The organism is Psychrobacter communis, assembly GCF_014836505.1.
GTDB classification, from domain to species: Bacteria; Pseudomonadota; Gammaproteobacteria; order Pseudomonadales; family Moraxellaceae; genus Psychrobacter; species Psychrobacter faecalis.
In genome coordinates this window covers 1-24,117 of the sequence record NZ_JACSQR010000039.1, presented here as the reverse complement: position 1 = coordinate 24,117, position 24,117 = coordinate 1, and the positions used below count along the sequence as shown (strand labels likewise).

The 24,117-nt window shown below is 43.5% G+C and carries 24 protein-coding genes; 16 read left to right on the top strand and 8 right to left on the bottom strand.

What is annotated here, in order from left to right; translation table 11 throughout:
- From H9653_RS10985 to H9653_RS10975, 3 genes are all read left to right on the top strand, one after another.
- On the top strand, positions 1–375 hold a 375-nt coding region (locus H9653_RS10985), incomplete at its 5' end, for an RNA-guided endonuclease InsQ/TnpB family protein (protein WP_191692394.1).
- Positions 376–455: 80 nt separating this feature from the next.
- Positions 456–1,637: a dihydroorotase gene (locus H9653_RS10980; protein WP_191692398.1), complete on the top strand. Its 1,182-nt coding sequence runs from the start codon at positions 456–458 to the stop codon at positions 1,635–1,637.
- Positions 1,630–2,187, top strand: coding sequence for a DUF2127 domain-containing protein (locus H9653_RS10975; RefSeq protein ID WP_225211736.1), 558 nt, complete (start codon positions 1,630–1,632; stop codon positions 2,185–2,187). Before H9653_RS10980 ends, H9653_RS10975 begins: the two co-directional genes overlap by 8 nt.
- Positions 2,188–2,304: 117 nt before the next feature.
- On the opposite strand, the gene H9653_RS10970 is transcribed toward H9653_RS10975, so the two are convergent.
- From H9653_RS10970 to H9653_RS10960, 3 genes are all read right to left on the bottom strand, one after another.
- Positions 2,305–3,579 (bottom strand): cation:proton antiporter, encoded by a 1,275-nt coding sequence (locus H9653_RS10970; protein ID WP_191692392.1) that lies wholly within the window; start codon positions 3,577–3,579, stop codon positions 2,305–2,307.
- Between the two features lie 143 nt (positions 3,580–3,722).
- A complete protein-coding gene (locus H9653_RS10965) occupies positions 3,723–5,315 on the bottom strand; it encodes a DUF2254 domain-containing protein (protein ID WP_191692397.1) in 1,593 nt (530 codons plus the stop codon).
- Positions 5,316–5,578: 263 nt separating this feature from the next.
- On the bottom strand, positions 5,579–7,132 hold the full coding sequence (locus H9653_RS10960) for a YihY family inner membrane protein (RefSeq protein WP_191692391.1): 1,554 nt from the start codon (positions 7,130–7,132) through the stop codon (positions 5,579–5,581).
- 273 nt (positions 7,133–7,405) lie between these two features.
- Between H9653_RS10960 and wrbA the strand changes: the two genes are divergently transcribed.
- Both wrbA and H9653_RS10950 read left to right on the top strand, forming a co-directional pair.
- Complete coding sequence (wrbA, locus tag H9653_RS10955; RefSeq protein WP_191692390.1) at positions 7,406–8,023, top strand: NAD(P)H:quinone oxidoreductase; 618 nt, start codon at positions 7,406–7,408, stop codon at positions 8,021–8,023.
- Positions 8,024–8,077: 54 nt separating this feature from the next.
- Complete coding sequence (locus H9653_RS10950) at positions 8,078–8,566, top strand: hypothetical protein (RefSeq protein WP_225211734.1); 489 nt, start codon at positions 8,078–8,080, stop codon at positions 8,564–8,566.
- A 94-nt stretch (positions 8,567–8,660) separates the two neighbouring features.
- On the opposite strand, the gene H9653_RS10945 is transcribed toward H9653_RS10950, so the two are convergent.
- On the bottom strand, positions 8,661–9,431 hold the full coding sequence (locus H9653_RS10945; RefSeq protein WP_191692389.1) for a DUF3108 domain-containing protein: 771 nt from the start codon (positions 9,429–9,431) through the stop codon (positions 8,661–8,663).
- A gap of 600 nt (positions 9,432–10,031) precedes the next feature.
- Here H9653_RS10945 and H9653_RS10940 point away from each other — a divergent pair.
- Together H9653_RS10940 and groL are read left to right on the top strand one after the other, a co-directional pair.
- Positions 10,032–10,322: a co-chaperone GroES gene (locus tag H9653_RS10940; RefSeq protein ID WP_144297704.1), complete on the top strand. Its 291-nt coding sequence runs from the start codon at positions 10,032–10,034 to the stop codon at positions 10,320–10,322.
- Between the two features lie 127 nt (positions 10,323–10,449).
- Positions 10,450–12,099: a chaperonin GroEL gene (gene groL / locus H9653_RS10935; RefSeq protein ID WP_191692388.1), complete on the top strand. Its 1,650-nt coding sequence runs from the start codon at positions 10,450–10,452 to the stop codon at positions 12,097–12,099.
- 206 nt (positions 12,100–12,305) lie between these two features.
- Here groL and yaaA read toward each other — a convergent pair whose 3' ends face one another.
- Complete coding sequence (gene yaaA / locus H9653_RS10930) at positions 12,306–13,106, bottom strand: peroxide stress protein YaaA (RefSeq protein ID WP_191692387.1); 801 nt, start codon at positions 13,104–13,106, stop codon at positions 12,306–12,308.
- 501 nt (positions 13,107–13,607) lie between these two features.
- Here yaaA and H9653_RS10925 point away from each other — a divergent pair.
- From H9653_RS10925 to H9653_RS10900, 6 genes are all read left to right on the top strand, one after another.
- Positions 13,608–14,765 (top strand): Re/Si-specific NAD(P)(+) transhydrogenase subunit alpha, encoded by a 1,158-nt coding sequence (locus H9653_RS10925; RefSeq protein WP_191692386.1) that lies wholly within the window; start codon positions 13,608–13,610, stop codon positions 14,763–14,765.
- Between the two features lie 114 nt (positions 14,766–14,879).
- Positions 14,880–15,227 carry a proton-translocating transhydrogenase family protein gene (locus H9653_RS10920; RefSeq protein WP_144297754.1) on the top strand — a complete coding sequence of 116 codons (348 nt, stop codon included), beginning with the start codon at positions 14,880–14,882 and terminating at the stop codon, positions 15,225–15,227.
- Positions 15,224–16,624: an NAD(P)(+) transhydrogenase (Re/Si-specific) subunit beta gene (locus H9653_RS10915; RefSeq protein WP_144297700.1), complete on the top strand. Its 1,401-nt coding sequence runs from the start codon at positions 15,224–15,226 to the stop codon at positions 16,622–16,624. Before H9653_RS10920 ends, H9653_RS10915 begins: the two co-directional genes overlap by 4 nt.
- Before the next feature lie 134 nt (positions 16,625–16,758).
- Complete coding sequence (locus H9653_RS10910; RefSeq protein ID WP_191692385.1) at positions 16,759–17,295, top strand: acyl-CoA thioesterase; 537 nt, start codon at positions 16,759–16,761, stop codon at positions 17,293–17,295.
- A gap of 192 nt (positions 17,296–17,487) precedes the next feature.
- Entirely contained in the window at positions 17,488–17,697 is a 210-nt protein-coding gene (gene iscX, locus H9653_RS10905; protein ID WP_144297698.1) for a Fe-S cluster assembly protein IscX, read from the top strand.
- 66 nt (positions 17,698–17,763) lie between these two features.
- Complete coding sequence (locus H9653_RS10900) at positions 17,764–18,264, top strand: GyrI-like domain-containing protein (protein ID WP_191692384.1); 501 nt, start codon at positions 17,764–17,766, stop codon at positions 18,262–18,264.
- Between the two features lie 116 nt (positions 18,265–18,380).
- Here the strand turns inward: H9653_RS10900 and dapE are convergent, their stop codons facing one another.
- From dapE to H9653_RS10885, 3 genes are read right to left on the bottom strand one after another with little or no spacing between them, the layout of a single operon-like run.
- Positions 18,381–19,580 (bottom strand): succinyl-diaminopimelate desuccinylase, encoded by a 1,200-nt coding sequence (dapE, locus tag H9653_RS10895; protein WP_191692383.1) that lies wholly within the window; start codon positions 19,578–19,580, stop codon positions 18,381–18,383.
- A 52-nt stretch (positions 19,581–19,632) separates the two neighbouring features.
- Positions 19,633–20,097, bottom strand: coding sequence for a hypothetical protein (locus H9653_RS10890; RefSeq protein ID WP_191692382.1), 465 nt, complete (start codon positions 20,095–20,097; stop codon positions 19,633–19,635).
- 51 nt (positions 20,098–20,148) lie between these two features.
- Positions 20,149–20,904, bottom strand: coding sequence for a 2OG-Fe(II) oxygenase (locus H9653_RS10885; RefSeq protein ID WP_191692381.1), 756 nt, complete (start codon positions 20,902–20,904; stop codon positions 20,149–20,151).
- Between the two features lie 140 nt (positions 20,905–21,044).
- Between H9653_RS10885 and H9653_RS10880 the strand changes: the two genes are divergently transcribed.
- The 3 genes from H9653_RS10880 (at position 21,045) to H9653_RS10870 (ending at position 23,720) form a co-directional block, all read left to right on the top strand.
- Positions 21,045–21,920, top strand: a complete 876-nt coding sequence (locus H9653_RS10880) for a 23S rRNA (adenine(2030)-N(6))-methyltransferase RlmJ (protein ID WP_144297694.1) — start codon at positions 21,045–21,047, stop codon at positions 21,918–21,920.
- Positions 21,921–21,930: 10 nt separating this feature from the next.
- Entirely contained in the window at positions 21,931–22,878 is a 948-nt protein-coding gene (pssA, locus tag H9653_RS10875; RefSeq protein WP_191692380.1) for a CDP-diacylglycerol--serine O-phosphatidyltransferase, read from the top strand.
- Between the two features lie 500 nt (positions 22,879–23,378).
- The gene (locus tag H9653_RS10870) at positions 23,379–23,720 is read left to right on the top strand and encodes a hypothetical protein (RefSeq protein ID WP_225211733.1); all 342 of its coding nucleotides are present in this window, start codon (positions 23,379–23,381) and stop codon (positions 23,718–23,720) included.
- Positions 23,721–24,117 lie beyond the last annotated feature (397 nt).

Genomic DNA, 24,117 nt, shown 5'->3' with positions numbered 1-24,117 from the left:
TTGATTCATAAATTTACCACCAACCTTGCCAAGACTAATAAAATAATCATCATTGGCAAACTTCAATCAACATCATTCACTAGGGGCAAGCTAGCCAAGTCCGTCTATGATGCAGGTTGGTTTGAGATTAAGCGGCAACTGGCCTATAAATGCGAGAACGCAGGTTGCTACTATGTTGAGGTGAATGAAAGCTACACCACCCAAACTTGTTCGTGTTGTGGCTCACGCCAAAACAGTCCGAAAGGTAGAGCAAACTTAGGAATAAGAGAATGGCTTTGCGAGTGCGGTGTCACTCATGACCGTGATATTAATGCGGCAAAAAACATTCTCGCGCTCGGGCTTGAGCGTCTAGTAGTAGGAATCCCCTCACTTTAGGGAGAGGAGGAAGTCAATTATCACATTTTATTGATACGGTAATAACGCTCATGGTTCACATTACGAATTCAGATATTCATATGCACGACTTACTTCCAAAAGCATTTAAAGACGGGCTACCAAGCACAGTAACCGATAAGCTGGCTTCTCTTGAGTCAGAGCGCGAAATGTGGCTACTGCCGCCCTTGGTTGATTTATGCGCCCGTTTACGCGAACCGGGTCAACAACAACACGGTACGTTAGAGTCAGAAGGGCGTGCGGCCCGTGGCAATGGCTTTTTGCATGTGGTGATTCCACCTGATACCAACCCCATTTTAGAAAATGGCTCGCTATTAAAAGGTTTGCGTGAGCGGGCGCTGAGTGATGGCGGTATTTATTTGCATGTTTTAGGGGCGTTGACCGCAGGCTTAGAAGGCGAGCGACCATCAAATATCGCTGGTCTGAAAAAAGGCAGCTGTATCGCAGTTTCTAATGCGCGTCGACCTTTTCGTAATGACTTAGTGTTACTGCGTACTTTGGAGTATGCGGCGACTTTTGGCATGAAAGTATTCTTTTATCCTGACGAGCCAAGTCTCTCTGGTGATGGCGTGGCACATGAAGGTTATATCGCTTCGTATCATGGTTTGCAAGGCATTCCTTGGATTGCAGAAACGGTTGCTTTATCAACGCAGTTATTGATGGTAGAAGAAACGGGTATTGCCGCACATTTTAGCCAATTATCTTGTAAGTCTTCGATTGAGCTGATGCGCTGGGCGAAAGACAAAGGTCTGCCGGTGACTTGTGATGTGGCGATGCATCAGCTGTATTTAACCGATGATAATTTAAAAGGCTTTAATGCCCAAGCCTATGTGCTACCGCCGCTGCGTAGTAATACCGATCAGCAAGCCATTCGCCGCGGGCTAAAAGACGGCACTATTGATGCGATTTGCAGCCATCATGAGCCGCTAAATAGTACCGCTAAAAAAGCACCCTTTGCTGAGAGTACGCCTGGTATCTCAAACTTTGATACCTTTATGGCGCTGGCCTGTCAATTGGTACGTGATCAGGTATTAACGCTTGAACAGTTGGTCGATAAAATATGCCTTAATCCAGCAAAAATTGCGGGTATTAGTGAGCAGTATGAAAGTATCGGCGGCGCGGTGTTGGTCGATCCTAATCTTGAGTGGCAAGTGACCACAGAAACCATGTTATCAAATGGTAAAAATACGCCGTTCTTTAATGAGCAGTTGCAAGGCCGGGTGGTGGAGACTTTCTTTGCCTAATTTGCCCGGACGGGATGACAGTCTGCTACCATCCTCGAAGGATAACGACCGAGATTTAACCAGCCAGCCACATAAGCCGCGCAGTCGTGCTAGTACCTCTAGCGAATCTATTAAAGCGGTCGCAATATACGAGGTGGTCAAAGGCGTTGGTGCGCTATTAGGAGCGGGGGCTTTATGGGCATGGCATAGTGACCTTGAGCATTGGCTAACGACAGCAACCGCTTCTTGGCAGCAAGTCTTTGGGCAACTGCTAGCGCCGCAAGTTGATAGTGCGGTACGCATTGCTCAGCAGGCAAGCAGAAATTGGCCAGTATTTTTATTGCTCATTTTTGCTTATGCCAGTTTGCGCTTTCTTGAAGCTTATGGTTTGTGGCAAGACAAAACCTGGGCGTATTGGTTTGGGGTATTGGGCTACGGGATATTTATTCCTATTGAGCTGTATTATCTGTTTGCTAGCCCATTTGACTGGTTTAAACTTGCCATCTTGCTATCAAACATTATTATCGTTATCGTGGTTTATCGCAATATGAAGCGCAAAGGTTTGATATAACTACGCTATGATACAAACCAATACACGGGTTCAATAGACCTAAAAAAGCCAGTATAAGCTATCCTCTTATACTGGCTTTTCTTTGATTAAAACGGCTAAATAAAAACTATGTAAAGCTTATATCTCTGCGACTTTCTCATCAGTGCGAATGCTTTTGGCGACTTTACCAACGCTCAAACCTTGTACCAAAATAGAGAATATCACCACCGCATAAGTCAGCGCCAATAAAATATCGCGCTCGCCGCCTGCTGGCAGCTGCAACACTAAAGCAACCGAAATCCCGCCGCGTAAGCCGCCCCATGTCAGCACTTTCCACGCGCCTTTTGGCAAATCAAGCTGACGATGAAAGGTTTTGGTGGTCATGCCGACGACGATAAAGCGTGCAACTAGGGCAATAACAATGGTCAAACCAGCAGCGATAAATAAATTGCCCGAATAAGCAATCATCACCACCTCTAAACCAATCAAGACAAATAAAATCGCGTTAAGAATTTCATCAATTAATTCCCAAAACAAATCAATATAATGGCGCGTTTTATCACTCATCGCTAGCGCGCGTCCACGATTACCTACCATTAAGCCCATCATCACCATCGCAAGTGGCCCTGATAAATGCCAATGGCTGGCGAGTGCATAGCCGCCTATGACGCCCGCCAGCGTTAATAACACCTCTTCTTGGTAGCTGTCGATGCTTTTAAGCATGTAGTACAAAACTGCGCCGAGCACTAAACCAAAGACTATACCGCCACCAGCTTCAACGGCTAAGGTATGGGCAACATAATTGGCCGTTGGGATATCGCCACTGGATAAAATACCGAGCAGCAGCACGAAAATAACCACGCCGATACCATCATTAAATAGTGATTCACCAGCGATGACCGTTTCAATACTTTTTGGTGCGCCAGCTGAGGCCAAAATACCCATCACGGCGATTGGGTCGGTCGGCGATATCAAAGCGCCAAATAATAAACACCACAAAAACGGCAGGCCAAAACCAAATAGCGGCAGCATAAAATAAAGGGCAGCGGCAATGAGTAACGCCGATACGATGGTGCCAATAAAAGCAAGGATACCAATGGGCAGTTTATAACGTTTTAAATCGCCAATATTGACGTGTAGCGCGCCCGCAAAGAGCAACATAGACAGCATGCCGTCCAATAAGACTTCGGTAAAATCAAGCTGTTCTAATAAGCTCACTTCGTAATCAATGAGCTGATCAAAACCTAAAAAGCCCAAAAATATCGCGCCGATAGATAATAAAATGGAGATTACCATCACGCCGATAGTCGTTGGTAAGCCGATAAAGCGATGATTGACATAAGTTAATAAGGCAGTAATCGTTAAAAAAATAGCGCTGATTTCTAGTACGCTCAAGCTGCTGGTAGGAGCCATAAAAAGGTCTCAAATAATGATAAAAAGTCGCCCCAATTTTAGGACTTAGGAGGATTAACGGGGTTTTATTTTAGTTATTTTTGTGCTGGCTTACCAGTTATGAGTGGCAAACTTATTTTTAGTTATAAAGATCATTTTAAACGCTATCTTGATTGTGTTTGTAGAGCTTGATGAATATGAGCATCGAACTTAGCGACATAAGCAAAATATTGGTGTTGGTCATTGTCGCTGAGAATAAACTGCTTGGCTTGCGCACACATGGCGCTTAAGTCATCGACCAAGGCCTGATAGCTAAGATTGTCTTGTCCCGCACGTTCAATCAACGTCAGCTCATGTAGTAACGTTTGCTGCTGAGCATTATTAACTTTGGCATAATTAAGGTCTACCATTGCCTGACAAAGCGCCTTTAACACCATTAAGTCTGCGGTCGCGTAACGCCGTATCTCGCCAAGCGAGGTATCGATAAAGTCGGATATTTTAGGGGTATGAGTCACGACGGCTAATATGGCGTCGCGTGGTTTATGGCTTACTTTTTCAATAATGCTATTATCAGATGTTGTTTTATCTGGCATCGACTTGTCTGGATTTTTTATATAAAAATGATAGGGGCTTGGCGGCTGACGACGCATCATGATGCTAAGGCAGCTGGTCAAAGACTGTACGCAATTGACCGCAGTTTTGGGATCGTTAATTCCTGGAGAAAGAGCGCGTACCGCAATTTCGGTCATTTGTCCTAAACTATAAGCGATATCGTTAGAATGGCTTAGGCGCTGCTCAATACGGATACAACCAGCAAAGCGCTGCCAAAACAAGCTATCTGGGGGGCGCGGCACAATAGCAAGTTTTGGTGTGTTGGTCTGCTGGCGGTTGTCTGGATGGTTAGCTGGGCGCTGATAAAAATAGCCGATAATATTTCTATCAGTGACAAAATCACCAAGATTGGCTTTGATTTGCACCACGCCTGCATAATCTTGGCTCAGAGTTACCAGTGACTTAAGATAGATTTGCTGCAAATAGCCCGAGCTTGGCGCATAAATCGGCGTTGCAGACCAAGTGTGAAATTGTTCGATATCTTGGTGCTCAACGTCACGTTGATGCTTGATATCACAGCGGTCTTTATACCAGTAGTGAATATTCTTAATCGCCTCATTACTGGCGCCTTCGATCACATGCGATGCCTGAATCGCATGCACCATATGCTGCACAAAATACACCAATAATAACGCGCAAATAATTGCCATGATAATGCCAAAGGTCACCGCCAATTGCGGTACACCAAAGGCAACATCGTATTTATGAATCGCTTTTAACACCAATAAACTATAGCTAAAGGTGCCAATAAACGCGCCTAAAACAAACTGATTGGGCGTATCGGTCAAAAAATTACGCAGCAATCTGGGGCCAAATTGCGAAGACGCCATTGATAACACGGCAATGGTAATCGAAAAAGTAGTCCCCGCGACACCAAGTACGGCACCAGCAATGGTGGTCATGATAGCGCGAGCGGCCTCATCATCGCCGGTAAAAGCAAAACTTAGCTCTCTAACCGTCTCGCGGTCAAAATGTTCATCAATGGTGACCAATATGGGCGCGAGGAGAATGCCCGCTAACACACAAGCGCTAGGAATAAACCAATAAGAACCAATCAGCTGCTGCCACAGATTTTTTAGGCGATCGGGTAAATCTAATAGCGTCTGTAGCGACCACAGCTGGGCAAATTGCTTTAACCTGTGCATAAGGGTGAGCAATAGCGACTTAAGCCAGCCATTTTTAGGGTGTTTGTCCAATAGAATGCGCTCCAAAAATGACCTAAAAATTAAACAAGTTTTATTGAAAAAAGCCGTGCTATTGCCTCACTAGATGACGAGGCTTAAAAGGAATTACCTTACCATATAAATAGGATCGTTTAAAAATTTAGTAAAAAAAGCCCCTATGATAGGAGCTTATTTATATGTTGTAACGAAGATAAAAAATGATAGTTAGCTTACTTAACATAAGCTTACTTTATTATAGGCTTATCCGCTTCTGTAATAATATCGTCTCTCTTCCCAATTCTGTGGTGAAGTGTAGAAGGTTTATTGTCGCCAATATCTTTAGGAATGAGAATTTCATTGTTATTCTCATCGCATTCTACGTCGCTGTCCTTATCATAAGCGATAGGATCAAAGTCCGGCGTGACGTTATCCCTATCTTTATCTTTTTTAGATAGGTAGTTAGGGGTTGCCTCGCTAGATTTTCTAAAGAGTTTAGAGCGAGTGTTTTTAGTTGAATTTGCTGTATTTTCCTCAGATTTTTTACGGGGTTCGCTATGAGCGAAAATCATATTCAATGGTAAAGCCAATTGCTGTTTGGCATAAGCTTCTGTATTTTCAAAGCGATCAACCAATAAGCTCAGCCAAGGTTTTTGGTCCTCAATGCTCATCTCATCAAGCTCATCTTTGATAGGCAAAGGGTAAGGCAGAGTACGATAAAAATCCCACAAGGTCATTTTGCTCAAATCTTTTTTCAGCACATAATCTTCTTCTTCGGTCATGGTGATAAGATTACTGTCTTGCAGATAGTTAATGTAGGTATACCATTTTGGCAGCTCTTTACGTCCTAAGACATTACGCAGCGCTTGCTCGCTCACCGCTTCGCCTTTTAAATGATGGGTATAAACGAGATTTAACATATCGAGCAAACTTAGGAGCGGGTGGCGCGGATAAACCTCTTCGGTCTCAAAAATGGTCAAGGTATAACTAATCTCAACGCCGAGCAAAATCAAATTCCACGACAGATAGATCCATAATAAAAATATTGGCAGCGCGGCGAACGCCCCATAAATGGCCTCATAGCTGGTAAAATTCGCCATGACCGTACCAAAAAGGTTCTTCATTAACTCAAAAATAATCGCCACAAAGACACCAGCAATCGCCGCATTTTTTGCCGGGACACGCGCTTTAGGTATAAACCAGTACATACTAATAAAGCCCGCTACCGTGACCGCAATAGAAACGATTTGTATCCAAAACGACCAGTCGATACCGTAGCCGGCGATTTGTCGATTTAAGAAACTTAAGCTTTGCACCGTACTTGAGACGATAAATGCCGTGCCTAAAATCAGCGGTCCTAATGTCACAATCGTCCAGTAGCGCAGAATACTTTTCATACCGCCTGAACGATTCTCTACTCGCCAGATTTGATTAAAGGCGCGCTCAATGGTCGTCAAAGTCATGATGGTGGTAAAAAACAGTACCATCGAACCGATGATGGTCAGATTAGATGACTTTTCAGCGAAGTTATTGATATATTTGCTGACTTGCAAACTCGATTGCGGCAACAAGTTGCTATATATCACTTCATAAATCTGCGCTCTGACCGACGCAAGCGCTGGCACTGACGACAAAATCATCAATAGTACTGTTAAGATAGGCACAATCGATAATAGCGTCGTATACGTTAGCGACGCCGCTTTTTGTTGGCAGTTGTCTTCAAAAAAGTGCCGCGTCAAAAAACGTAGAAACTGAAACCAACGTTGGTGTAAAAAAGGGATTTTTTTTAGTAAATTTTCCATGACAACCATTTAACGGCAATAAGAGTGCGAATAGTGTAACAAAAGTAAGCGTGCAGAATCTGCCACTGAATTGTGTCAAAATGCACTGAGTCAGCGTTGGTTTACATGCTTGTCTATAGCATCTACAAAACGTCATTGCTAAATGGGCTTTGTTTGCTGTCAATGCATGACTCGGGCATAATATGCACATCTATTATTCATGCGGGTCATTTATAGTGTGGTTGACGCGCTTTTAACCATTCATTTTCACGACTTTTTAAGGATGTTTTGCTAATGAGTCAGACCGCCCCTTATGTTTTGGTGCTTTATTATTCAAATTATGGTACGACGAAGACATTAGCATATGCCATTGCTCAGGGTGTTGAAGACGCTGGCATGACGGCGCGTATTCGTACGGTGCCGACTGTCGCGCCTGAAACCACCGCAACTAAGCCTGCCATTCCTGATGAAGGCGACCTTTATTGCACCATGGATGATTTAAAAGATTGTAGCGGGCTTGCGCTTGGTAGTCCGACGCACTTTGGTAATATGGCCGCACCGATGAAGTATTTTTGGGACAATACCGTCACCCTATGGCTGGCAGGCAATCTGCAAAACAAGCCAGCTGCAGTATTTACGGCTACCGGTTCGATGCACGGCGGACAAGAAACGACCTTGCTGACGATGATGATGCCGCTATTGCATCATGGCATGATGATTGTGGGCGTCCCTTATGCTGAGCCTGCGTTAAATAGAACGCAGCGTGGCGGCTCGCCTTATGGCGCAAGTCATGTCAGCGGCGCGTTACATGACCAACCAGTATCGGCAGATGAGCGCGAGCTGGCGATTGCCCAAGGTCGGCGTTTGGCAATTACCGCGTCTGCCTTAGCGCAAGCCAATTGGCAGCGTTAATTAACCTTTATAGGTTACCGCTTGCTGTTATCAATTAGGAAATACATATCTCCCATGGTCACTAACCAATCCAAGCAGGACAGTAATATCGACACGCCCGCAGCAAAAACACCTGAGACAGTCAATACGCAAAAACCGATAGCGCCCATACGTCAGCGCTTAATGGTGACGTGGTTGGTTTGGCTAGCGTTTAGATTATTGGCATTGCCGATTTTAATCAGCGTCTTTAATCCTAGTCGTCCCGATATCGTTGGCGGTATCGCTTGGCAAGCGTTATGGTTGCTACCGGCGCTGGTCTTAACGCCATCGATATTACGCGGGCGTTCGCCTTATGCGCTATTGATAGACAGTATGTTTACCTTGGTTTATCTTGGCGCGAGTGGGGTGGTGCTATTTACCCGTGTTTATGGCAGTAGTTGGGCTGAGATAATGGTCTATCTATTTGATTTTGTGTTGTTACTTACCATCAACGTCTGGTTATTTATCTTGTTAAAACGTCTACCGTCAATGAACAATGTCGTTAAACAGCCACGTTCTCGCTAAAATTCACATAGAAAGTTTTATACGGATAAAAAAAAGCGGCGCTTCATTTAGAGCGCCGCTTTTTTACGTTAACCATTTATACAAAGATAAGGGCTTAATTGACTTTGGTTAATTCTAAATCCATCTTTTTACCATCGTTAATTTGACTGACTTTAACTGGCAGATAATCTAAGCTTGGCGCCAACCAAAAACTGGTCGAGCGGCTATTGTCATCGTGCACGCGGTCGACACGCACGGTATCAAACGTACCTGCTGGTACGGTGATTTTAGTATTACCCGATTTCTTAAATGGCGTTTTTTCAATTTTGTCTTTTTTCGCCATGTAATAGTTGCCAGAGAATTTACCATTTAATAAATCTTGGCGAATTTGCACTTCAAGGCTCAAATCATCAAAGGCTTGCTGCGCCATATTCATCGTCGTCGACTTGCCGCGATAGTTACTTACTACCTTTTTACTGCTTGGATTAAAGTCCAATTTGTGCGTACGACCAACGCCCAATAGTTTATAAATGGTGCTGGCTTGGGTCGGCACCACATTATTACCGTTAATGCTAAAGGTACTATTTTGCGCGGCAGTGGCGACCCCAGCAACGCGAGCATTGACATTGTATTTCCAGGTATTACCAGATTTATTCAACGTACGAGTGGCTGTGCCTTTGTATTTATCTTCAATGGTAAAGCTATAGTTCGCGCTTGAGGGCTCAACGCTCTTGGCGCTGGCAAGGGTAGGTGCGGTCATACTTAAAGCTCCAATCGCAGCAATGCTTGCCCCAGTGGTTAAGGCGGTTAAAATTTTAGAAGGGCTGCGTTTCGGGTTATTAGAATGGATTGATAGGGATTGTTTATTTTGTGATAAAAAACTCATGGATATTCCTTAATTTGGTTTCAAGCTGTGTTATCAGCTTTTACTTATAAATATTGTCTTTTGTTTGACTGTTGGCTTTGATTTATAGGGTTTATTATGGGCTCACCCTTATATATTGTCATACTCTGTTACATTTTCAAGGGTAGGGGCACAGTGAGGCGTTAGGCTATTGTAGTCGATGTTGCTGGTTTAGCTAAAGCGAGCTTACGCCGTAACTTGCTGTAAGCTTGGTAAGAAATGAGGAAGTTAATGAGCTGATACTGCTAAAAGCTTCATTTATAATCGCTCATTTTCTCCTTATTATTTGATGTAAGGCTTGTTGTTTTAAAGCAATGCTCAAGCCTTTAATAGCGTGCAATTTAATCAATGGACTATTTATCACTCTCACTACTGCTTGCATAGGTAAGGATGTGCAAAATTCTTGTAAATTTTTGGGCTTTACACTTGAAGCAAAATTGCTTTGCCCCCACTTTCTGATACAAGCTCAAAGCTTATCTAAAGAATGCTGTTTTTAAGCAGACATTCTGCTAGATCTTGGTATTGAGATCATTCATTCAAATAAACCTTTATGTTAACTAACCAAATTTTGGAGTCGTATCGATGAATATTCGTCCTTTACATGACCGTATTGTCGTCCGCCGTATCGAAGAAGAAACAAAAACGGCTGGTGGTATCTTGCTTCCTGGTTCAGCTCAAGAAAAACCGTCTCAAGGTGAAGTGCTAGCAACCGGTAACGGTCAGATTCGTGACAACGGTGAAACTCGCGCGTTAGATGTAAAAGTTGGCGATAAAGTCTTGTTCGGTCAATATGCGGGTCAAACGGTAAAAGTTGACGGCGAAGAGCTATTGATTATGAAAGAAGCAGACGTATTGGGTGTACTAGAAGGCTAATTGCTAATAAGACAATTTTGGCTAACGATTTTTAGCCAACAACAGTTATACCCAAGAACATTTATAAAAAAATATCATTGAAACCTTTCATTGCATTCTCATACTTATAATAGTGGAGTAATTTAACATGGCAAAAGACGTAAAATTCGGCATTGATGCCCGTAAACAAATGATGGACGGTGTAAACGTTCTAGCAAATGCGGTAAAAGTCACGCTTGGTCCGAAAGGTCGTAACGTGGTTATCGATAAATCATTTGGCGCACCTACCATCACTAAAGATGGTGTATCGGTTGCCAAAGAAATCGAGCTTGAAAACAAATTTGAAAACATGGGCGCACAACTGGTGCGTGAAGTTGCTAGCCGTACCAACGATGTTGCTGGTGATGGTACAACGACTGCGACTGTATTGGCACAATCAATCTTGGTTGAGGGCATGAAATCAGTTGCTGCGGGCATGAACCCAATGGATCTAAAACGCGGTATCGATAAAGCGGTACGTGCCGCGGTTGAGCAAATCCATGAGTTATCAACCCCAGCTGATGATTCAAAAGCGATTGCGCAAGTGGGTTCTATCTCTGCCAACTCAGACACTAAAATCGGTGAGCTGATTGCCCAAGCGATGGAAAAAGTTGGTAAGCAAGGCGTCATCACGGTTGAAGAAGGTTCAAGCTTTGAAGATACCTTGGAAGTGGTTGAAGGTATGCAGTTTGACCGTGGTTATATCAGCCCGTACTTTGCCAATAAGCAAGACAGCTTAACCGCTGAATTCGAAAATCCTTACATCTTGCTTGTTGATAAAAAAATTAGCAATATCCGCGAAATTGTGCCATTACTTGAGCAAGTCATGCAGCAAAGCAAACCGTTGCTAATCATTGCTGAAGACGTAGAAAACGAAGCATTGGCAACACTAGTTGTAAACAACATGCGCGGCGGCTTAAAAACTTGTGCTGTTAAAGCACCAGGTTTTGGCGATCGCCGTAAAGCTATGCTAGAAGATATCGCAACGTTAACTGGCGGTACGGTGATTTCTGAAGAGATTGGTCTGAGCTTAGAGACTGCTACTTTAGAGCAATTAGGTACGGCGAAAAAAGTCACTGTCGGTAAAGAAAACACTGTGATTGTTGATGGCGCGGGTAACACCGCTGACATCGAAAACCGCGTTGAATCTATCAAACGTCAAGTTGAAGAATCAACGTCTGACTACGATAAAGAGAAGCTACAAGAGCGTATGGCAAAACTTGCTGGCGGCGTTGCCGTTATCAAAGTAGGCGCGGCAACTGAAACTGAAATGAAAGAGAAGAAAGACCGCGTTGATGATGCGTTACATGCGACTCGTGCAGCGGTTGAAGAAGGCGTTGTCCCTGGCGGCGGCGTTGCCCTCGTTCGTGCGATGAATGCCTTGTCTGAACTACGTGGCGATAACGACGACCAAAATGCGGGTATTAGAATCCTACGCCGTGCGATGGAAGCACCTTTACGTCAAATCGTGACCAACTCAGGCGAAGAAGCGTCAGTGGTGGTTAATGAAGTCAAGAGCGGTAGCGGTAACTACGGTTACAACGCAGCTTCTGGCGAATACGGCGATATGCTAGAGATGGGTATCCTTGATCCAGCAAAAGTATCACGTTCAGCACTAGAAAATGCGGCTTCTGTTGCAGGCCTCATGCTTACAACTGAAGTCATGATTACTGACTTACCGCAAGGTGATGATGCTATGGCTGGTATGGGCGCTGCCGGTGGAATGGGCGGTATGGGTGGCATGGGCGGTATGATGTAATTTTACTTCTGCTACAAAGCGATTTTTCTTTGTTAGCCGCGCTCAATGTACGATAAGTACTATTTTCGCGCGTCTTCCTCGACAAATCGCTCTTCGCTAGAAGTATGACTTTGTCATAACCTACTTGTTAAACCTAGTTCAAACAAAACCCCGATAGGCTAAGCTTATCGGGGTTTTTTTATGCATATTAGTTGTTTGTTTGAAGACTACTGACTTGCTTCATCCCGACGAAATGTCCACGTTTTATCGTCAGACAGCTCATCAACATAATAATAGCCTGCCAAATCAAACTGCTTTAGCTGCTCTGCGTTGGTCAGCTTATTGTCTGCTGCATATTTCACCATCAATCCGCGTGCTTTTTTGGCATAAAAGCTAATCACTTTATATTGGCCATTTTTCTCGTCTTCAAATCTTGGCGTGATGATTTGCGCATTCAGTGCTTTCTTTTTTATTACCTTAAAGTATTCATTAGAAGCAAGATTAATTAAAACTTTGTCCTCACTATCTGCCATACGTGCATTGATTGTTTTAGTCACTTCTTCGCCCCAAAACTCGTAAAGATTATCCCCGCGATCATTTTTTAGCTTGGTGCCCATCTCTAGGCGATATGGCTGAATCAAATCGAGCGGTTTCAGCACGCCATAAAGACCTGACAAAATACCCAAATGTTCATTAACGTAAATAGCAGTATCTTTGTCCATATGATACATATCAAGCCCAGTATAGACATCGCCGTCAAATAAATACCCCGCTGGTTTGGCGTTGTCACCCGTAAAAGGAGTATTTGCACTCCAAGCCCAGTCTTGATTACGTCTGGCATTAAGCTGCGCCAAATCGTCAGAGATACTCATCAGCTCTTGTAAATCAATTGGCTCTTTGGCTTTTAGGTCTTTCATGAGCCCCTGCGCATGCTCAATCAGCTCGGGCTGACTATAGTAATTGCCGAGATTGACTGGCAAAGCATCTTTCTCATTAAGTGATTTGGCAGGGGAGAGTAAAAAATACATGGTTATTCCTTATTTATAGTAGGTCAATGGGTGTTCTATTGAGCGGTCAAGTTTTCTTATTATACGTTAGGCAGTATTTTATCTTGACTTAGTCATAGCAGTTTTGTATTTTTAAGCGTCATCGTAGACATATGTCAAACCTTAAGCCAATTTTTATATTTGTCGTGAGCTAATAGCTTACAGGCTTTGCGCGCTTTTGGAAAAAATAAAAGTTTTTAATATAACAATAAAAGTTATGATGATGGTGTAAATGCCTAACTTTTTATTTTACTTGTGGGTCATCATTAGACAATGAAAGTTTGCAGATGTTATCTCTATAATAAAAAGGCATGATGGCAAAGGAGCTATCATTTATTAAATTGATAATCTTTGGTCTTAAGTTCTTAACCAACCGTGACCAAAGATTTTTTTGTCCCCTGTGCTTTTTAAAGATGCGTTGCGGGTGTTAAAAGATAGTCATTAAACGTGAGTATAGTCATTTGACGTAAGTAAGGAGACGGTATGAAGATTGGTGTTATTAGTGCAGATAGCGCGAGTGAAAAACGGGTAGCGCTAACCCCAGACGCGGTAAAAAAATTACGTAAACTAGGGTTTGAAGTCGTCATTCAGTCAGGTGCAGGTCAAGCGGCATATTACGCTGATGAGTTGTATCAGGCAGCGGGTGCTGATATTGCCAATAGTAGCACCGAGGTCGTCAACCAAGCGCAAATTATTACTACCGTCAATGATTTGCCAGCAGCGGTGACTGAGCATTTAACAGCCGGTCAAGTGATTATTGGTATGCTTGACCCATATCGCAATAGCCAGATAGATACTTATGCGGCCAAAGGTGCCACCGTCTTTGCCATGGAATTATTGCCACGTACTTTGTCACGTGCGCAAAACATGGACGTCTTATCGTCACAAGCCAACCTTGCCGGTTATAAAGCGGTATTGCTTGCCGCCAATGAATACTCGCGTCCATTTCCGATGTTTATGACCTCAGCGGGTACGGTGAAACCTGCCAAAGTGGTTATCTTAGGCGTAGGGGTAGCAGGTTTGCAGGCGATTGCGACGGCGAAGCGTTTGGGCGCCGTCGTTGAAGCCAGTGATTTGCGCCCTGCTGCCAAAGAACAGGTGGAATCGCTTGGTGGTAAATGGCTTGACGTGCCAATGAGCGAAGACGAAGCGCAAAAAGCCAAAGCCACGGGCGGTTATGCATGGACGCCCTCTGAGCAATATATCAAAGATCAGGCTGCTGTCGTAGATAAAGCCTTGAGCAACGCAGATATCGTCATTACCACCGCGCAGATTCCTGGACGTAACGCGCCGCGCTTGGTGCACGGAGCAACGCTTGCCAAAATGAAAGCCGGTTCAGTACTGATTGATATGGCGGCTGGCACTGGTGGCAACGTCGAAGGCAGTGTACCTGATGAAACCATTACCACGCCAAACGGTGTGCGTATCGTCGGGGCAGCCAATATCCCATCACAACTGGCGGCGCAGTCTTCAGATTTATATGCCAATAACCTTGTTAATTTTATCACTACTTTGATGGCTCCTGCAGCTAAAGACGACGCTTCAGCGAAAACGCTGGCACTGAATTTAGACATGAATGATGAGATTCAAGGGGCGTTAGCAGTGACGCATGACAATCAAGTACGCCTTGCTAAACGCTAAGCCTTAAACATCCAGTCTCGAATTTCATTACCTTACATTTGCCAGACACGAACAAATTTTTAGGAGGATTAGATGATTGCCACTATTTTAGCGGCAGCGCCAGCGGGTGCGGCCATGAGTAGCACACCGTTTGTAGCGATTTTCACGGTATTCGTGCTCGCTATTTTCGTCGGATATTACGTCGTTTGGGGCGTCACGCCAGCACTGCACACGCCATTGATGGCGGTAACAAATGCCTTATCAAGTATCGTTATCGTCGGCGCGATGCTACAAACCGTCACCATTGACGGCGCGATGTTTACCCCAACCAGCTTGCTCGGTGCTTTTGCCGTATTTTTAGCCAGTATCAATATCTTTGGTGGTTTTGCGGTGACTGAGCGTATGCTGGCAATGTTTAAACCAAAAGCAAAAAAAGCGCCAGCGCTTGAAACTGCGACGACTGAAAGCGGAGGCGATGCATGAGCGATTTAACAAATATGATTGCAGCAAATGCGGATTGGTTTTACTTAATCGGTGCTATCCTTTTTGTCTTAACGTTGCGTGGTCTTTCTAGTCCAAAAACCGCCATTCGTGGCAACCGCTTTGGTATGGTAGCGATGGCAATTGCAGTTGCAACGACCTTTTTCTTAGCCGAAGGCCCTGTGCTGTGGTTAATCATCGGTGCCATGGTATTGGGTGCAGTCGTCGGCATGTGGAAAGCAAAAACGGTTGCTATGACCCAGATGCCAGAAACCGTTGCTTTGATGCATTCATTCGTAGGCTTGGCAGCAGTGGCGATTGCCTTAGCGACCGTACTGCATACTGAGCAACAGCATGGCGCAGTCGCCCGTGCTGAACTGTTTATTGGTTGTTTTATTGGTGCGATTACTTTCTCAGCGTCTGTTTTTGCCTTTGGTAAATTAGCCGCAAAAAGTTGGGCAAAAACCCTAGTAGGCGGCTGGGTAAAACCGGTACAAGCGATTCTATTTATTGCTATGATTGGTTTTGGTATCGTCTACTTTATGACCGATTCATTGCCAGCTTTCTATGCGATGGCAGTATTAGCCGTAATATTTGGTTGGATGTGGATTGCGCCAATCGGTGGCGGTGATATGCCCGTGGTTGTGTCGCTATTGAACTCATTTTCAGGTTGGGCGGCAGCGGGTATTGGTTTTACCCTTGGCAACTCGATGCTAATTATCGCAGGTTCGCTCGTTGGTTCGTCAGGCGCGATTTTATCTTACATCATGTGTAAAGCCATGAACCGCTCTCTACTAAACGTTTTGTTTGGTGGTATGGGTACGGCAGCTGCCGCTACAGGCGCAGATGATGGCGCACCTAAAAACTACAAAGCAGGTTCGGCAGAAGACGCAGGTTTCCTCATGTCTAATGCCAGCAGTGTGGTGATTGTACCGGGCTACGGTATGGCGCAGGGCCGTGCACAAAACGCGGTCAAAGAATTGTATGAGCTGTTAAAAGAGGAAGGCGTCAATGTGCGCTTTGCCATTCATCCGGTTGCTGGTCGTATGCCAGGCCATATGAACGTACTATTGGCGGAAGCTGACGTGCCCTATGATGACATTCTTGAGATGGATGAGATTAACTCCGACTTTGCCAGTACTGATGTGGTCTTAGTCATTGGTGCCAACGACGTCGTCAATCCATCGGCAAAAGATGATCCATCATCCCCAATCTTTGGTATGCCAATTTTAGAAGTCAATAAAGCGCAGACGGTCATGGTTATCAAGCGTTCAATGAGTACGGGCTATGCAGGTCTTGATAACAGCTTGTTCTATATGGACAAAACCATGATGATCTTTGGTGATGCTAAGAAAATGGTTGAAGAGATGGTACGTAGTATCAATGGCGGCGGTCATTAATTGCTAATCATCTACTAATAATATTTTTACGAAAAAGTCACTGAGGTGGCTTTTTTTGCGTTAAGGTAGGCAGCATTTATCAAAGCTATATTTACTCATAATTCATACAGAATAACCGTGCAGAGATTTCCTTTATGAACATGTTGATACGTTTTTTTATTATGGTCAGCTTATTAAAGCAGCAGCTTAAACAGCAAACGGCTAATGAACACCTAAGTGTCGAGACATTAACCAAACCAATTGTGCGCCACTATCGCGTATTGCCACACGACATGGGTTTTCGCGACCATCTGCCCAATTATCGCTACTTGTCTTTTATCGAGTTAAACATCACTAAATGGCTGATGGCCTGCTGTCATCAAAAGGGGATTAAAAATCTCGGCTGGATTATTGCCATGCAAGAAATGGTCTATCTCAAAGAAATTAAATTCCTGAATAAAATGACGGTAAATAGTACGCTTGTCGGTTGGGATAAAAAATACGTCTATTTTGAAACGCGCTTTTTGGTAAAAAATCAGCTCATGGGTGTTGGTATGACTAAGTTTGTCTTAAACGATAAAAAAGGCAAATGCGCACCAGAGATATTGGATATGACAGGTGAGCAGACAAATGAAGTCATTGTTTCTTGGAATCAGCATCAAGTAGCGATTAAATCTGCAGAAACAAAATAAAAAGATAAAGCAAAAAGTTAAAGCAACAAAGGCGGTATAACGAACTTGTCTATAATCAGTTGGCGAATTTTGATAGGATAGGGGTTAGTAAGTGAGCAAGTAAAGCGTTAGACAAACATTATACAAACAACTGGTCAAACTAATCTCTAGTTTGATGAAAGCTATAAAATAAATAACAGTTAAGGAGCTACCATGAGCCCGCAAAAACTAAAATGGACAGACAGCTTAGATATCGCTATTGAGCTTTATGAAAAATTCCCTGAGACCGATCCGCAGTATATTCGCTTTACTGATTTACACCGCTGGGTGACGGAGCTAGAAGGTTTTGATGATGACCCGCAAAAATCAAATGAGGGTATCCTAGAAGCCATTCAAATGAATTGGATTGATGAAGCGGATTAAGGCAGTTATGCTCATTTAATCGCACATCAAATAAAAATCACACAGCACAACAGGGCAGGCAGCATCATGACGTCACAAATTAAAGAGCTACCCGAAGCGATAGCTTGTAAGGGTATCAGCGTACGTACCACCAATCACGCTGAAATCAGCCACGAAACGGCAAAATTAGGCCGCTTATGGCAAAAGTTTTATCAAAACTATATGGGTGATTTGCCTGAAGATCAGGATATTTATGGTATCTACCACAATTATGAAAGTGCTGATTTAGTAGGGGCGTTTGATGTTGTCGCTGGTTGGGAAGTGGGCAATGAGCAGGCGCAGCCGGATAATGCGGCGGTCGCCAATACGAGCAATCTTGTAACGATAGCCATTCCCGCAGGGAAATACTTAGTCTTTTCAGAAACAGGTAATATGCCTAATACCGTCATGAATGCGTGGGAGAAGGCTTGGGAGTACTTCAACGACCCAAGCTGTGAGTATACTCGTAGTTATAATGTCGATTTTGAGCACTATATTGATGGTAATTTAGAGTATGGGCAAGTGGATGTTTATATAGGGATTGAGTGAAGCTAGTAAGTAGCTTAATTGACTTGTGTTGTTCAAGTCCTTATCGATAAAAGATCATAATAAAAAAGCGCCAAATACGAAGCAGATGGCGCTTTTTTTGTTTCTATAGATTATGTCTAATCAAGCAGCAGATTCTCCAAAATCCCTTCATATATCTGCGCCAATTTGCCCAAATCATCTACTTCTACCTTTTCATCCACCTGATGAATCGTCGCATTACGTACGCCAAGCTCAACCACTTGCGCACCGGTTGGCGCGATAAAGCGTCCGTCTGAAGTACCGCCAGAAGTAGATAACGTAGTATCAACATCAGTCACAGATTTAATCGCTTGCTGGCAGGCCGATACGAGTTTGCCTTCAGGGGTTAGAAATGGCTGACCGGATAATTTCCATTGGATATCATAACTGGCTTTGCTGTTCTCAAAATGCTTATCAAAAATAGCATGAGTTCTCGCTTTTAATTCTTCTTCCGTCGTTTCTGTGGAAAAGCGGAAGTTAAAGATAACGGTTAGCGTTTCAGGAATAACGTTGGTTGCGCCTGTACCGCCATTGATATTAGAGATTTGCAAAGAAGTCGCAGGGAAATACTCGTTGCCGTTATCCCAAGTGGCGTTGGTTAATTCTGCTAACGCCGCCATTGCCGCATGAATCGGATTGCAAGCCAGATGCGGATAGGCAACATGACCTTGTTTGCCAGTGACGGTCAGCTCGGCGCCCAATGAGCCGCGGCGACCGTTTTTGATGATATCACCAAGCGTGTCGGTACTTGATGGTTCGCCAACGAGGCAATAGGTGATTTTCTCATTGCGCGCTTCAAGCGTTTCAATGACTTTCACCGTCCCATTGATGGACGGGCCTTCTTCATCTGCGGTGATTAAAAAAGCAATAGAGCCATTGTGCTTAGGATAATTAGCGACAAAACGCTCGGCGGCAACGGTAAAAGCAGCAATGCCGGTTTTCATATCAGCGGCACCGCGCGCCCATAAATAACCATCGGCAATGGTGGGTGTAAATGGCGGATAAGTCCAATTGTTTTCATCACCCGTAGGCACGACGTCGGTATGACCAGCAAAACAAATAACTGGCTCAGTGGTGCCACGGCGCGCCCAGAGGTTTTTGACTTCCGCATGTTCGCCGCTTTGGTTTCTTTCACCAAAATACATAAACTCGCAATCAAACCCAGCCTGCGTCAGGCGCTCTGACAATATATCTTGGCAGCCATCATCATCGGGGGTAACGGATGGACGTTCAAGTAGGGCGATACTTAGCTCTAGTGTTTGCTGTTGATGGGTTTTACTATTATTTTCTGAACTCATGACAGTCCTAGATATGTTGTTTTGATGTTTATAATTTGAGGTCTGAAAAAATTTAGTTTTTATCCAAGTCAATTTTTTCATAATCGCCGTAATATATTGCTAGATACTCTGTAATGCACTTTTCGGCTGGGCTATTACTATAATTTTTAACTTTTTCACTGTTGTAAGCATGCACATAGCCAGCTGCAGAAATCACATTACCCATTTTATAACTCGTTCCTAATAATCTTAAAGTCTTATGATGACTATTAAAAGTTGCATGTCCTTCGGGAAATACAGGTGTCATCCATCTGCTTCCATCAAATGCAAGTAAACACCCATCCTCATATTTGAATTCAGTAGTAATAACAGTCGGATTAATTATTAGAGGTTCTTCAGGCGTGGATTTTGGCAAATAATAGGTAAAAAATAACTCATTGTTTTTTTGAGTAGCGGCTTGATGATTAAGCGTCTCGCAGCTCACGATCAGAGGGAGTATAACAAGTAAGAGCAAGCTTCTATATAAGGTTTTATGCATTGTCATTATCCTTAATTAACAAGGCTTATTTAAAGTAATAGCTGATTAGTTTTAAATATTATCCTCAACAAAAGGCACCAAACCATCACGGCGCATCCACGTCGCGATAGAATAACGCTGCCGATGGGCGATTTGCACTTGGTGTTGCAAGTCACTATCAAATATGACCAGTCGATTGGCAACAGGCATGACATTATGGTGGACGCCATGTTTGTCGACGACTTCTAAAGCGCCACCGTCACTATCACGCCAATCATCATTGAGATAAAACACCGCCGAGATAACGCGCTCATCACGTCCAGCCGGATTATCGCTATGCCATTGATAGCCAAAACCTACCGGATAACAAGCGTAATGTGCCTCACTATGGCGAATACCAGCAAACAAGCTTTGATTGAATAAAGCAGCAAGCGCATTGATACTTTGTAAATAATAGTAGCCTGCAAAGAAGTTTTCGGTAATCCAGCGAATGCGATCACCGCGAATATTGCTAACCCGAATGCCAGCCGTCAGCTCGGCGTCACGATAGTCAATAAAACCGCTCTCAGACTGCAGAGCCAATAGCGCTTTATTTTCAAACACATCGTCAATAATCATCCAGCCATCGTCTACAAACGTATCTAGCTGTTTATCGGTTAGCTTATTTTGCCAATCGACATCAAAGTCCGAAAATTGTAATTCATGCTGAGTGAGTGGCGTTTGCCTTTCGTCATCGCTAGGTGGGTATAGTAGTGGCGGGTTATCCGCTCCAATCGGATGATCGACGACTAACTGTGTCACTTCAAGATTGCTAATAATCTGCGTCATTTTGCCTCGCCGTTATCAATAAACATGCCATTCACTGTCAATACACAGCCAATCCATGCCTTTTTACCAAAACCATCGTTATCTTTTACTCTGCCTATGCTACCATAGATGCAATTTTTCTTATTTAAACTTTTGATCTTATGAACTATAAACACGCCTATCATGCCGGTAACTTTGCCGATGTCGTTAAACACATTTTATTGGTACAACTGCTGAATCAATTGGGGCAAAAGAACAAACCTTTTTATGTGCTTGATGCTTACGGTGGTCGTGGACTGTATTCGCTCGGCAGTGAAGAGGCGCGCAAAACAGGCGAAGCCAAAGGCGGTATCCAAGCTTTGTTAAAAGCCGACATCGAAAAAGCACCGGCGGCCGTCAAAGACTATATGGAAAGCATTAAGCAAGCGCGTTTCACGTATGATAAAAAAGTCTATCCTGGTTCACCTTGGTGGATTGCCCATCATGTTGAAAAAAATCCTGATGCCGGCGTGCGCGGTGAAGCGTTTGAAGCCAAAGCCAGTGAATACGATGCACTAAATTATCAGCTCCATAAATTGCCGATTGGTATTCATCATCGCAATTCTTTTGAAGGTATCGCTGCGGTGATTCCACCAAAAGAGAAGCGCGGTTTGATTTTTCTTGATCCGCCTTACGAGCAAGAGCATAAAGACTTCACCCGCCTGATTGACCTATTGGTACATTCTTATAATAAGTGGCCACAAGGTACTTACGCGTTATGGTATCCAATTAAAAACATGGAAGCGGTTGAGCTGTTTTACAAAAAGCTAAAACGGACTGAAATGAGACGTCAATTGGTCTGCGAGCTCAATATCTATCCTAACGACATCGCTGTTGGTCTAAATGGTACAGGGTTACTCGTTATCAATCCGCCTTGGCAATTTGACAATCACGCACGTGAGATTTTGCGTTTCTTACAGCCGGTGTTAAAAGTTGCGGATGCCCCAGACATGTCTCCTGATAGTGCCACTAATGTGCGCTGGCTGGTCGGCGAATAAGGATATCGTTATGACGACGAATCAATCATCAAGTAGTATGGGCAAAGATAGCCTTGCAAAGGACAGTCTGGTAACCGACAAGGTTATGAATGACGGTTTGGTAAAAGAGCCGCTCTTACAGGATAGTGCTGCCACTCAGCCGCCTTTTGTCGATGAGCATGAGTTCAATATTCGCCTAGCGGATAATGACAATTATGATGGTTTGACCTTTGAGGTGATTGAAGCAGAGGTTGCCGAAGGTAAGCGTGTGGTTAGTCGCGGTGTCTATTTAGCGCCCAATCTGATTACCACTTTATCTCTGCTATCGGGTTTTTATTCTATTTTAGCCAGTACCCAAGGCGAATTTTATAAAGCCTCACTGGCGATTTTCTTATCCGCTATCCTTGATGGCGCTGATGGGCGTGTTGCGCGTATGCTTAATGCGCAAAGTCCTTTTGGCGAGCAATATGATTCACTCGCTGACATGTTGGCTTTTGGCGTTGCGCCTGCAATTCTGATTTATAGCTTTGCGTTAGAGCCGTTAGGTCGTATTGGTTTGGGCTGTGCATTTGTCTTTACCGCTTGCGCCGCATTTCGTCTGGCACGTTTTAATGTGCAAGTTGGTATAGTCGATAAAAAATACTTCGTCGGTTTGGCAAGTCCGCTCGCGGCTATCTTAGTTACGGCCGCTGTCATGGTTGCGGTCGATCATAACGAATGGATCGGACAATACGATACTGCCGTCATGTTCTTATTTGCCGCGTGGGTCGTTATCTGTGGTTTATTGATGGTCAGTAACGTCAAATATTATAGCTTTAAAGAGTTCGACAAGAAGAAAGTACCTTTTGTGGTGCTTATCATTGGCGTATTGGTCATGAGTATCATCTTATATGATATCCCTGTGGGCATCTTAGCCATTGGTGTCATCTATGCGTTATCAGGTATCTTTACCACGCTAAAAAGCAAAGCCACCAGTTAACGCTATGATTGCTTTATAGTAGATGTTGGCTTAAGACATGCACATACGAACCGTTTATTTTTTAATGGGCGGTTTTTATTTGCGTGCTAGGGTGGTGAGTTGCATACCAATATACGGCTCTAATAGAGATAATCATAACAACTGAGATGGTTATAATAAAAAGACACAAATAACACTTGGTTGGAGTTATTATTAAATAATTTTAATATGGTATTGTATGGTATAGCTATATAAACATTATATGACTAGCCTTTTTATAATGCTATTTGATAATAAACGTCGAGGTTATTATGCTGCACTTAAATAGTTTTAATCATCTATTGCCGGTCTCAAATACCTCAACACACTTGATAAGAGGTTTGATAGCGAGTGCTTTATTTTCATTATCATTAGTTCCAGCATCTTCATATGCCAATACTAGCAACTCAATAAGTCACATATCTCGGGCTGAAGCTGCAAATCCAGCCAATTTTAAGCGTTTAAGCGTTAATGGCCGCGCAGTGACTTATGCATCAGCGCCGTGTCCTATTAAAATAGGACTGATCTCTTGTGGTCTTGAAAAGCTCAAACTCATCAATAGCAGTATTGATGAGGTGTCCGCGGATTATGATTTGGCGCAAACTTTCTTCTATCCATCAAAAGCCCAGTCCAAGACAGCCGTTGTTGTCATTACCCGTTCTGATCTCATGGATGATAGTGTTAGCGCAGAACGTTATCGTATTAGCTTTACCTTAAAAGGTACGCCATCTGAATTAAGTTGGCATTGGGTTCAGTATGGTGTGCAATATCAATGTGTTCGCGGTAACAAAGCAGGGAAATGGACGAAGAATCTTTGCCCTTAACAGCGTCTTAAATAGCGTCTTGGATTGATACATAGATTTAGCATTATCAAAAAATCAGAAATAAACCTTCAAACCCCCTTGACCCCCATCTCAAAGCGCGTATAATGCCACCCAGTCGAAAGGGAAGGGCGCTTAGAAAGTGTTTTGGCACTGAATAAACACCCATTAGCGAGAAAGAACACATCAAACTACTATTAAGTAGGCTGATAAAAATTTCAAACTAAATAAAAATAACTTCTTGACTAATTAAAATAAGCGTCTATAATACGCACCTCATTAGGGAGAACCGGAGTAACTTATATGTGGATTTACATATAACAAACCTGGCTAACCCATTGAAACAAATTATAAAAAAGCTTGACAAACCAAATCATTATGATATGATAGTCGGCTCGCT

Excerpts from the sequence above, each read along its gene's own strand:
- iscX (WP_144297698.1), top strand. The coding sequence starts at position 17,488 with ATGAGCCCGCAAAAACTAAAATGGACAGACAGCTTAGATATCGCTATT.
- yaaA (WP_191692387.1), bottom strand. The coding sequence starts at position 13,106 with ATGTATTTTTTACTCTCCCCTGCCAAATCACTTAATGAGAAAGATGCT.
- H9653_RS10900 (WP_191692384.1), top strand. The coding sequence starts at position 17,764 with ATGACGTCACAAATTAAAGAGCTACCCGAAGCGATAGCTTGTAAGGGT.
- H9653_RS10915 (WP_144297700.1), top strand. The coding sequence starts at position 15,224 with ATGAGCGATTTAACAAATATGATTGCAGCAAATGCGGATTGGTTTTAC.
- pssA (WP_191692380.1), top strand. The coding sequence starts at position 21,931 with ATGACGACGAATCAATCATCAAGTAGTATGGGCAAAGATAGCCTTGCA.
- H9653_RS10885 (WP_191692381.1), bottom strand. The coding sequence starts at position 20,904 with ATGACGCAGATTATTAGCAATCTTGAAGTGACACAGTTAGTCGTCGAT.
- H9653_RS10940 (WP_144297704.1), top strand. The coding sequence starts at position 10,032 with ATGAATATTCGTCCTTTACATGACCGTATTGTCGTCCGCCGTATCGAA.
- dapE (WP_191692383.1), bottom strand. The coding sequence starts at position 19,580 with ATGAGTTCAGAAAATAATAGTAAAACCCATCAACAGCAAACACTAGAG.
- H9653_RS10965 (WP_191692397.1), bottom strand. The coding sequence starts at position 5,315 with ATGCACAGGTTAAAGCAATTTGCCCAGCTGTGGTCGCTACAGACGCTA.
- H9653_RS10920 (WP_144297754.1), top strand. The coding sequence starts at position 14,880 with ATGAGTAGCACACCGTTTGTAGCGATTTTCACGGTATTCGTGCTCGCT.
- H9653_RS10960 (WP_191692391.1), bottom strand. The coding sequence starts at position 7,132 with ATGGAAAATTTACTAAAAAAAATCCCTTTTTTACACCAACGTTGGTTT.
- H9653_RS10980 (WP_191692398.1), top strand. The coding sequence starts at position 456 with ATGCACGACTTACTTCCAAAAGCATTTAAAGACGGGCTACCAAGCACA.
- H9653_RS10910 (WP_191692385.1), top strand. The coding sequence starts at position 16,759 with ATGAACATGTTGATACGTTTTTTTATTATGGTCAGCTTATTAAAGCAG.
- H9653_RS10925 (WP_191692386.1), top strand. The coding sequence starts at position 13,608 with ATGAAGATTGGTGTTATTAGTGCAGATAGCGCGAGTGAAAAACGGGTA.
- wrbA (WP_191692390.1), top strand. The coding sequence starts at position 7,406 with ATGAGTCAGACCGCCCCTTATGTTTTGGTGCTTTATTATTCAAATTAT.
- H9653_RS10945 (WP_191692389.1), bottom strand. The coding sequence starts at position 9,431 with ATGAGTTTTTTATCACAAAATAAACAATCCCTATCAATCCATTCTAAT.
- H9653_RS10950 (WP_225211734.1), top strand. The coding sequence starts at position 8,078 with ATGGTCACTAACCAATCCAAGCAGGACAGTAATATCGACACGCCCGCA.
- H9653_RS10970 (WP_191692392.1), bottom strand. The coding sequence starts at position 3,579 with ATGGCTCCTACCAGCAGCTTGAGCGTACTAGAAATCAGCGCTATTTTT.
- H9653_RS10880 (WP_144297694.1), top strand. The coding sequence starts at position 21,045 with ATGAACTATAAACACGCCTATCATGCCGGTAACTTTGCCGATGTCGTT.
- groL (WP_191692388.1), top strand. The coding sequence starts at position 10,450 with ATGGCAAAAGACGTAAAATTCGGCATTGATGCCCGTAAACAAATGATG.
- H9653_RS10890 (WP_191692382.1), bottom strand. The coding sequence starts at position 20,097 with ATGCATAAAACCTTATATAGAAGCTTGCTCTTACTTGTTATACTCCCT.